7 protein-coding genes and 2 tRNA genes are annotated in these 7492 nt (G+C 37.5%); 4 read left to right on the top strand and 5 right to left on the bottom strand.

The window, feature by feature from the left end; genetic code table 11:
• The 4 genes from RQ763_RS07640 to RQ763_RS07625 form a co-directional block, all read right to left on the bottom strand.
• A partial coding sequence (locus RQ763_RS07640) for a hypothetical protein (RefSeq protein ID WP_314152153.1) occupies positions 1-410 on the bottom strand: 410 nt, incomplete at its 3' end.
• Between the two features lie 50 nt (positions 411-460).
• On the bottom strand, positions 461-1564 hold the full coding sequence (locus RQ763_RS07635; protein ID WP_314152151.1) for a hypothetical protein: 1104 nt from the start codon (positions 1562-1564) through the stop codon (positions 461-463).
• The gene (locus RQ763_RS07630; RefSeq protein ID WP_314152150.1) at positions 1545-2966 is read right to left on the bottom strand and encodes a vWA domain-containing protein; all 1422 of its coding nucleotides are present in this window, start codon (positions 2964-2966) and stop codon (positions 1545-1547) included. The genes RQ763_RS07635 and RQ763_RS07630 overlap by 20 nt, the downstream gene beginning before the upstream one ends.
• Complete coding sequence (locus tag RQ763_RS07625; RefSeq protein WP_314152148.1) at positions 2963-3802, bottom strand: VWA domain-containing protein; 840 nt, start codon at positions 3800-3802, stop codon at positions 2963-2965. Before RQ763_RS07625 ends, RQ763_RS07630 begins: the two co-directional genes overlap by 4 nt.
• Before the next feature lie 194 nt (positions 3803-3996).
• On the opposite strand from RQ763_RS07625, the gene RQ763_RS07620 reads away from it, so the two are divergent.
• The 3 genes from RQ763_RS07620 to RQ763_RS07610 all read left to right on the top strand — a co-directional run bounded on the left by RQ763_RS07620 (position 3997) and on the right by RQ763_RS07610 (position 5093).
• Positions 3997-4072: transfer RNA gene (locus RQ763_RS07620), tRNA-Lys, on the top strand.
• A gap of 15 nt (positions 4073-4087) precedes the next feature.
• Positions 4088-4162: transfer RNA gene (locus RQ763_RS07615), tRNA-Glu, on the top strand.
• Positions 4163-4307: 145 nt separating this feature from the next.
• Entirely contained in the window at positions 4308-5093 is a 786-nt protein-coding gene (locus RQ763_RS07610) for an alpha/beta hydrolase (RefSeq protein ID WP_314152147.1), read from the top strand.
• A gap of 6 nt (positions 5094-5099) precedes the next feature.
• Here RQ763_RS07610 and RQ763_RS07605 read toward each other — a convergent pair whose 3' ends face one another.
• Entirely contained in the window at positions 5100-6380 is a 1281-nt protein-coding gene (locus RQ763_RS07605; protein ID WP_314152146.1) for a sensor domain-containing diguanylate cyclase, read from the bottom strand.
• A 225-nt stretch (positions 6381-6605) separates the two neighbouring features.
• Here RQ763_RS07605 and RQ763_RS07600 point away from each other — a divergent pair.
• A partial coding sequence (locus RQ763_RS07600; protein WP_314152144.1) for a cache domain-containing protein occupies positions 6606-7492 on the top strand: 887 nt, incomplete at its 3' end.

Here is a 7492-nt window from a genome sequence, read left to right as displayed (position 1 = left end):
GATATCCTCTCATCTGCCGCATCAATGTCAAACTCTTGGCTACTGCTCTGCTGAGCTCCGTTTTTTAGATCCTCATCCGTTGCATACGCCTCAACGGTTACTACAATGTCCCCGAAATTCTCGCCGTTTCTAAACTTGGGCTCTCCCTTTATACGCACCAAGCCGCCCGCTTGTTCGCGCACCACATCATCTAAAACCTTGCCGCCTATCATTACCGTCTCAGATATTAAAACCTCGCCGTATATCTCTTTTGCTGCAGCCTTTTTTGCCTCATTTAGAGCTATCTCTTTGACTTGTAAAAACGTTTTATCGGGGTAGAGCATCTGGTTTATCGTAACACTCTTAACTACGCTCTTATCCGCCAGAGCTAAAGCCAAAAAAAATGTAGCAATTATTAAAAAATATCTCACTTCCACTCCACTGTATGTATATATTTTAAATCATTCTAGTTAAAAAAGATTTAATCCACTATTAACCTCTTTGCATTTTTAAGCGAAGCTACTTTTTTGGTCTCAATATCATAGATAATCTTCTCATACCTCTTTGCATCTTTTAAAACCAGCAAAATCATCAGCTCATCAAGTGATTTTGCCTCCTGCACCTTTTGCCTAAACTCTTCATCGCTGTTTTTCTTGGTAACTCTTCTTTTTATCTTTATTTTTGCGACTAAAAATCCTGCTACAAATGCCAAAAGATAGTAGAAGTAACTATAGTCAAACTCAAAACTTTTCTTTGGCTCCTCATCAAGAAGCTCCTCTTTGCTAAAGCCTGCTTCAACGCTCACATCTAGAGCATTTATGACAAGCTTTTGCAATTTTTGCTCCCTAAGGCTGAAATACTCTATCTCAACCCTGGGAACCGTAAAATGTTTCTCTGAGACAAATGCAAACTTTTGTATCCACTCTCCATGTAAGCCATCTTCGCTAAGTTTATAATCCTGAGCCACCTCTTCTGCAAAAACTCTTACGCCCTCGATGCTAAAGGCTATAGGTTTGAGTGCTTCAAAATTCCCAACTCCCTTGATTGCCACCTGCATGTGGTACGGCTCATACGCCTTTACTTTTGGCTCATTTTTTTTTGTTTCTAGGATAAAATCTCCGACAAGAGAACTGTTTGTCTCTTTGACACTAACCCTTAAAACCTTCTGCTTAAAAGGCTCTTTTGTAAAGTCCTCTTTTTTGACATTGTCTCTTCCAATGACGGTATCTTCGATTGACTCTTTTGTGGTCTTTTTCATGATGGCTTCAAATGCAAACTCTATTTTACCCGCCTCTTTTGCAAACGCCACAAACTCATAGCTGTTAACTCTTTTGCCATCAACTATCTGCTCACTCTCTCTTAAGTTTTTAAGAGTGAATTTTTTATACTCTCCCGATGGGTTAAACTCAATAGTATATAGCTCTGAGGCATCGCTGAAGTTGCACACATATTTTATATGAATAGCTTCATGAAGATATGCAGTCGTTTTGTTTGCGTACGCGCTCCATGTGTAAGTCGAAGCAAAAAGTCCTACTTGCAAAAATATAAAAACTATTAAAAATACTCTACCAAGGCTTTTTTTCATCTACTCTCCTCTTGTTTATAAGCTCATACTGCCTTGAGCTGAGTTTTGCTTTTGCACCGTCTAAATTTATCCGGCTTTGAGATTTTGTTTTCTTGCCCTCATTATCCGATCCGCTGCTTGCAGCCGCACTCACTTGCATGTTTGAGCCGCCGCCCTCTTTTTGCTTTTTACTCTGCTCTTTTTTGGCAAGTGCCGACTTCTCTTTGCTCTGCTGCTTCCCCGTACTCATCTCTTTTTTCTCGCCCACATCACGGATGAACTCCAGATTTTCATCCGCCTCTTTGGAGTAGATGAGCGTTAGAGATTTTATGTACGCCTCTCTTGCCTTTTCAAACTCCTGAAGCCTTACAAAAGAGTTTCCCATATTGTAGTAGATTATAGATTTAGTCTCTGCATCGGCGGATTTTACCATCTCAAAATTTTGCAGCGCCTTTTCATACTCGCCGCTTCTGTAAAACTCACTCGCTTTGCTGAAAAACTCCATATTTTGGCTTGCACTCAGATGCACTCCAAAGAGAAGCAAAAACATAACTATATATCTCTTGAGAGTCGTCACACTCACCAAAAAGGTAATAATTGCCAAGGCTATAAAGTAGTAAAAAAGCTCCAAATTTCGCATGATGGTAGTTTTGCTCTCTTTATCTTTGTTCTTTTGTGCATCAAGTGCGTCAAGCAAATCGTCAAAATCTTTGGTATAGACTCCGCCAGTCGCATCGCAAATCTCTTTAGATGCACTGTTTTGGCGGCTTACGACAATATCACCCAGTTCATCTTTTAAAAGTTCTCCGTTTTCTTGCCTTAGAGTTGAACCCGTTGCGGAGGCTGTCATAAAAATATTTACAACCAAAGAGTTCTCTTTGGCAAAATGCGCCTCAGCCTCGTAACCAAGCTCATCTCCGCCGTCGCTAAAGAGCACAACCGTAGCCTTTTTTGAGGCGGACATCTTTCGTGAGAGCTTAAGAGCCGACATGATAGAGCTTCCCTGAGTGATGATAAACTTCTCATCAAGTGCGCCAAAAAGGTGAAGCAAAAGCTCCTTGTCTTCGGTAAGCGGAGAGAGAACAACCGCATTTGTAGTAAATCCAAGAACGCCGAACCTGCTCTTTTTTTCAACTTCAACCAGTTTTTTCAGCATCTCTTTTGCATAGCCGAGTCTCGTTGGCTCCAAGTCGCTTCCCTGCATGGAGAAAGAGAGATCAACTCCGATAATAACATCGCTAAGCATCTGTTTTGACTCTATCGGCTCCTGCTCCATAACGGGTCTTGAGAGTGCCACAACAATAAATAGAAAGGTTAGTATATAGCCGTATACACTCACTCTAAACTCTCTTATATCCCTCTTTATAAAAAGCGGCAAAAGCAGCAGCAAAAGCCAGAGATATTGCGGATATAACAGGGTCATTTGTTCGCCTCTCTATAGAGTAAATAGAGCAAAATTGCCAATGCTAAAAGCAGAGCCGCCCAGTAGTAGTAATCTTTTAAGAGATACTCTTTGCTCTTTATTTTTGAGGATTCAAGTTCATTTATCTTCTCGTAAACTTCCCTAAGCTCTTTTGCAGATCCTGCATAAAAAAATGCGCCGCCACTTTCATCTGCTATCTTTTGCAAAAGCGCCTCATCAGCCTCTCCTCTGTTGCCCATGCCGACTGTATATATCTTAATACTCTGCTCTTTTGCCAGCTCTATGGCATCTTTTGGTGAGATATCTCCGCTGTTGTGCTCACCGTCTGTTAAGAGGATAATGATTTTACTTTTTGCTTTTGAGTGTTTAAACGCACGAACACCCAAAGCGATGCCCTCTCCTATTGCCGTATTCTGCCCTGCCATGCCATGCGAGAGGTAGTTAAGCATATCAACAACTATCTCTTTTTCGTATGTTATCGGAGAGGCGATAAAAGCAAAATCGCCAAAAAGGACAACTCCCACATTGTCGCTCTCTCTTTTTTGTATAAAATCAGAGGCGATAAGCTTTGCAATCTCAAAACGGCTAAGTCTCTCTCCTTTGCTCACTTCATCTTCCATATCAAAACCCGATGAGCCCATAGAACCGCTCCCATCAATCGAGAAGACTATATCTTTTCCGTGCCTATTTAGGGGGTTAAATTTATCTACGACTATCGGAGAAGCAAGCGCAGCGCAGAGCAAGACAAAGATAATGATTTTTAAAAGTCGCTCAAGTTTTATGAAACTTTTTTTTGCAGACAAGAAGTGCAGATGGACGAAAAATCTAGACTTCATCTGCTCCCTGCACTTATACATACAGTATAAAATGGGAACCAAGAGTAGGATAAAATAGGCATATTCAAAACTAAAGTAATTCATTAAATGTATTTTAACTAAAATTTTCAAATTTATGCTCTTTTTTCTTGACAAGCAGTTCCTATTTGTCTATAATTCGCGTCCACAAACAATAGGTTTGAGGCATAAAACAAGTCTTGTTAGCTCAGCTGGTAGAGCACGTCACTTTTAATGATGTGGCCGATGGTTCGAATCCATCACAGGACACCATTTCTACAAATTGTTGGCCCCGTCGTCTAGCGGTAAGGATCCATGGTTTTCATCCATGTTACAGGAGTTCAATTCTCCTCGGGGTCACCAACTTTTTTTCTGCAAACTTCCCATTTTACCATATTCTCTTAACCTAACTGTCGCACTTTAAACTTGAATTAACGCATATAAAATTAAAAAATAAGTCTCTTTTAAGAGCTTTGCATATAGAATAGATGCAATACAAGGAGAGATTATGCATACACTTGTCAATGGAATCCAAGTTTTTTTACAAGGAGATTCAAGTTCTCAGCCTGTTGTGTTTATCCACGGGTTTCCTTTTGATCACACTCTTTGGGATGATGTAAGTGAACAATTAAAAGATGATTACTATTGCATTAGTTACGACATACGAGGCTTTGGAAGCTCTGAAGTTGGTCATGGTCAATATACAATGGAGAGTTATGTCGATGATCTTGAAGCCGTTATTTTACAACTTGACTTGCAGGAAGTCATTGTGTGTGGTTTTTCTATGGGAGGCTACATTGCACTTAGAGCCAATGAACGACTCCAAAACTTTAAAGCTCTCATCTTGGCAAATACCTCAACGAGCAGTGATAATGATGAAGCAAAACTCAAGCGAGCAAAAGCTATACAAAGTATTGAAAAAGAAGGAGTTGAACCTTTTTTAGACAATTTTTTTACTGCCGCATTTACTCAAAACTATCTGCAGGAGAATCAGGATAAAATCGCCCTTTTAAAAGAAAAAATCTTAACTTTTAATCCACTAGGTGTCAAAGGTGGACTAATTGCTATGATAAGTCGAACCGACACAACACAGAGTCTAGAGAAAACTCCGCCTACTCTGCTTATTGGAGGAAGTAAAGATACGATTATATCTCCAAAAATCATGAAAGATTTAGCTTCTAAAATAAAAAACAGTCATTATATAGAACTGCAAGATAGCGGACATATGAGTATGTTGGAAAAGCCTAAAGGGTTTCTAAAAGCTTTAAAGTCATTTTTAATCACACCTATGTAAATAAATCTACTCAACTCGATTTCTACCTCTCTCTTTTGCAAGATAAAGTTTTTCATCTACCTTGGTAACATATTTATCAATAGTCTCTTGTGTTGCGCTTATCTTGTTGTCGGCTAGAATAACTATTGTTCCTATGCTTACCGTATAGCTAATAGTTATGTTCTCAACAACCACCTCTTTTGAAGCGGTTAAATTACAAATTTTCTGAGCAAGCAAGAGAGTCTCCTCTTTGTTTGTCATAGGAAGTAAAATAATAAACTCTTCACCGCCATAACGAAAAATATAATCTGATTTTCTAAGAACATGCTCCAATATTTTTGAAAAATGCTGCAATACGATATCACCTATGTCATGACCATGAGTATCGTTAATAACTTTAAAATGATCCAAATCGCACATCATAAGAGCAAACTCTCTGCCCGTTGCCTTGGAAATCTCTATCTTACTCAGCATAATTTTGTTAAACAGGCGTCTGGTAAGAAGATGTGTCAGAGGATCTTTGGCACTCTCTTCAATCTCATTTAAAAAAGCTATCTCATTTCCGATTTCAAGCGAGTAGTACTCAATTCTATTCATCAGATGGATTAAAGTCGCAGGATGAGACTTCCCGCTTTTGCAATAGCTGACAACATTCGCAGCCAAATCATGCAGATTCATATGAAGTTTTTCAATTTCTTTAAAATGAGATGTGGAGAGCAGATACGAAGTCGTCGAACTCTTCATCCATTTGCCGAAATCACATAAATTTGGATTTAACTCGGGATAATTGTCGTTATATACCTTTTTTTGAACATACAGAACAAGTTCGATTATCCACTTAAGATGATTTTCATAATGGATCATAAATTTTTTATCAGCCATTAATTCGATGTGAGAAAGTCTAAGCTCATTTTTTAGCTTTAAGCGCTTTAAGAATTTCACTAAATATAAACTTGTAATTTGATCTTCATGTTCTGCAAAAAAAAGATTGACAACATCTATATCTTCAAAATCATGTTTTTCTATAAGACTCCCAAGGAACTTGCGGACAACTGTTACAAGCTCGCTATAAAGAAATAGATAGGATATATCTTGCTCAATCGTAAAATTTACAAGTATTTTAGTGTTTTTCTCAATTTCTTCTTTAGATTTAGACAAAAGAAGAGTCAAAAAGAGCTTTTTATACTCACTAATTGCTTGTGTGTATAAAAAATCACTCGTATACTTAGCCTGCAAACTCTCAACGTTTATATTAAAATCAAGAACACACTTTTGAATATCTGAAAAATATTTTTCAATAACTAACATTTCAGTTCTCCTTTGCGAATCATTATATCAACAATTATAGACTAATATAAATATTTTTATGCTTGAGGAAAATAGCAAAAGTTGTAAACAGCGGAACAAAAATTCTGCTCTCAAGCCAAAAGAACTCTTTTATATTTTATAAACTAATTAATAAATTGTCTTTATTATGTCCTCAAATATTAACGCTATAATTGCGCCATATAATTCTATAAACAATAGGCTTTAATGATCAAAGAAATTATAAAGTATCTGCTTTTTTTTATCTCTCTTAGCGCAGTGGCTCTTTTTGTCTCCTACTATCAGATAAAAAACCATGAAGAAGAGGTTTTAAAGCAAGAAAAAGAGATGCTTACTATAACGTACAACACGATTACAAAAGCCTATAAAACTCACTCTGAGATATATTTCTCTACTAAAATAAACGTGCCGGAAGTCTACGCTTTAATGAAAAAAGCAAACAGCACAGATATTGCAGAGAAAAACAGCGCACGAGGGGAACTCTACTCCCTTTTAATAGCCAGTTATAACTCTATGCAGCTCTTTAAAATAAAACAGCTTCACTTTCATCTGCCAAATAACGAAAGTTTTTTGAGATTTCACAGAGTGGATAAGTATGGCGATAACCTTAAAGGGGTAAGAGACACGGTTGCTTATGTAAACAAATACAAAGAACCGGTATCAGGCTTTGAAGAGGGAAGAATTTTTAACGGCTATAGATTTATCTACCCAGTACTTCATGAAGAAGAACACTATGGAAGCGTAGAGATTTCGGTCTCTATGCATGAAATAGTAAAACATCTAAGGGATGAAGCTATTGCCGATGTTGAGTTTATAATCAAAAAAGATATTGTCGAGAAAAAAGTTTTTGACAATGAAAAAAGCAACTATTTACAAAGCAAAATCAACAACAACTATTTTTATGAGAAGAGCATTTCAGGAGAAGGAAACAAGCTTATTGAAGATTTGATCGGCAAGCATCCCGGCTTAAGCGAGAAAATTTTAAGTGGCGATGCTTTTAACTTTTTCACCTCTTTAGATGACAAATTTTATATAACAACTTTTATACCTATTTTTAATAAATACTCGAATCAACATGCCGCTTATATAGTCGT

This window comes from Sulfurimonas sp. (genome assembly GCF_032250635.1).
Lineage (GTDB): Bacteria > Campylobacterota > Campylobacteria > Campylobacterales > Sulfurimonadaceae > Sulfurimonas.
This window is presented reverse-complemented; position numbering and strand designations above follow the sequence as displayed.

What these genes read in the sequence shown, in the direction of transcription:
- RQ763_RS07635 (WP_314152151.1), bottom strand. Translation starts at nt 1,564, where the DNA reads ATGAAAAAAAGCCTTGGTAGAGTATTTTTAATAGTTTTTATATTTTTG.
- RQ763_RS07630 (WP_314152150.1), bottom strand. Translation starts at nt 2,966, where the DNA reads ATGACCCTGTTATATCCGCAATATCTCTGGCTTTTGCTGCTGCTTTTG.
- RQ763_RS07625 (WP_314152148.1), bottom strand. Translation starts at nt 3,802, where the DNA reads ATGAAGTCTAGATTTTTCGTCCATCTGCACTTCTTGTCTGCAAAAAAA.
- RQ763_RS07610 (WP_314152147.1), top strand. Translation starts at nt 4,308, where the DNA reads ATGCATACACTTGTCAATGGAATCCAAGTTTTTTTACAAGGAGATTCA.
- RQ763_RS07605 (WP_314152146.1), bottom strand. Translation starts at nt 6,380, where the DNA reads ATGTTAGTTATTGAAAAATATTTTTCAGATATTCAAAAGTGTGTTCTT.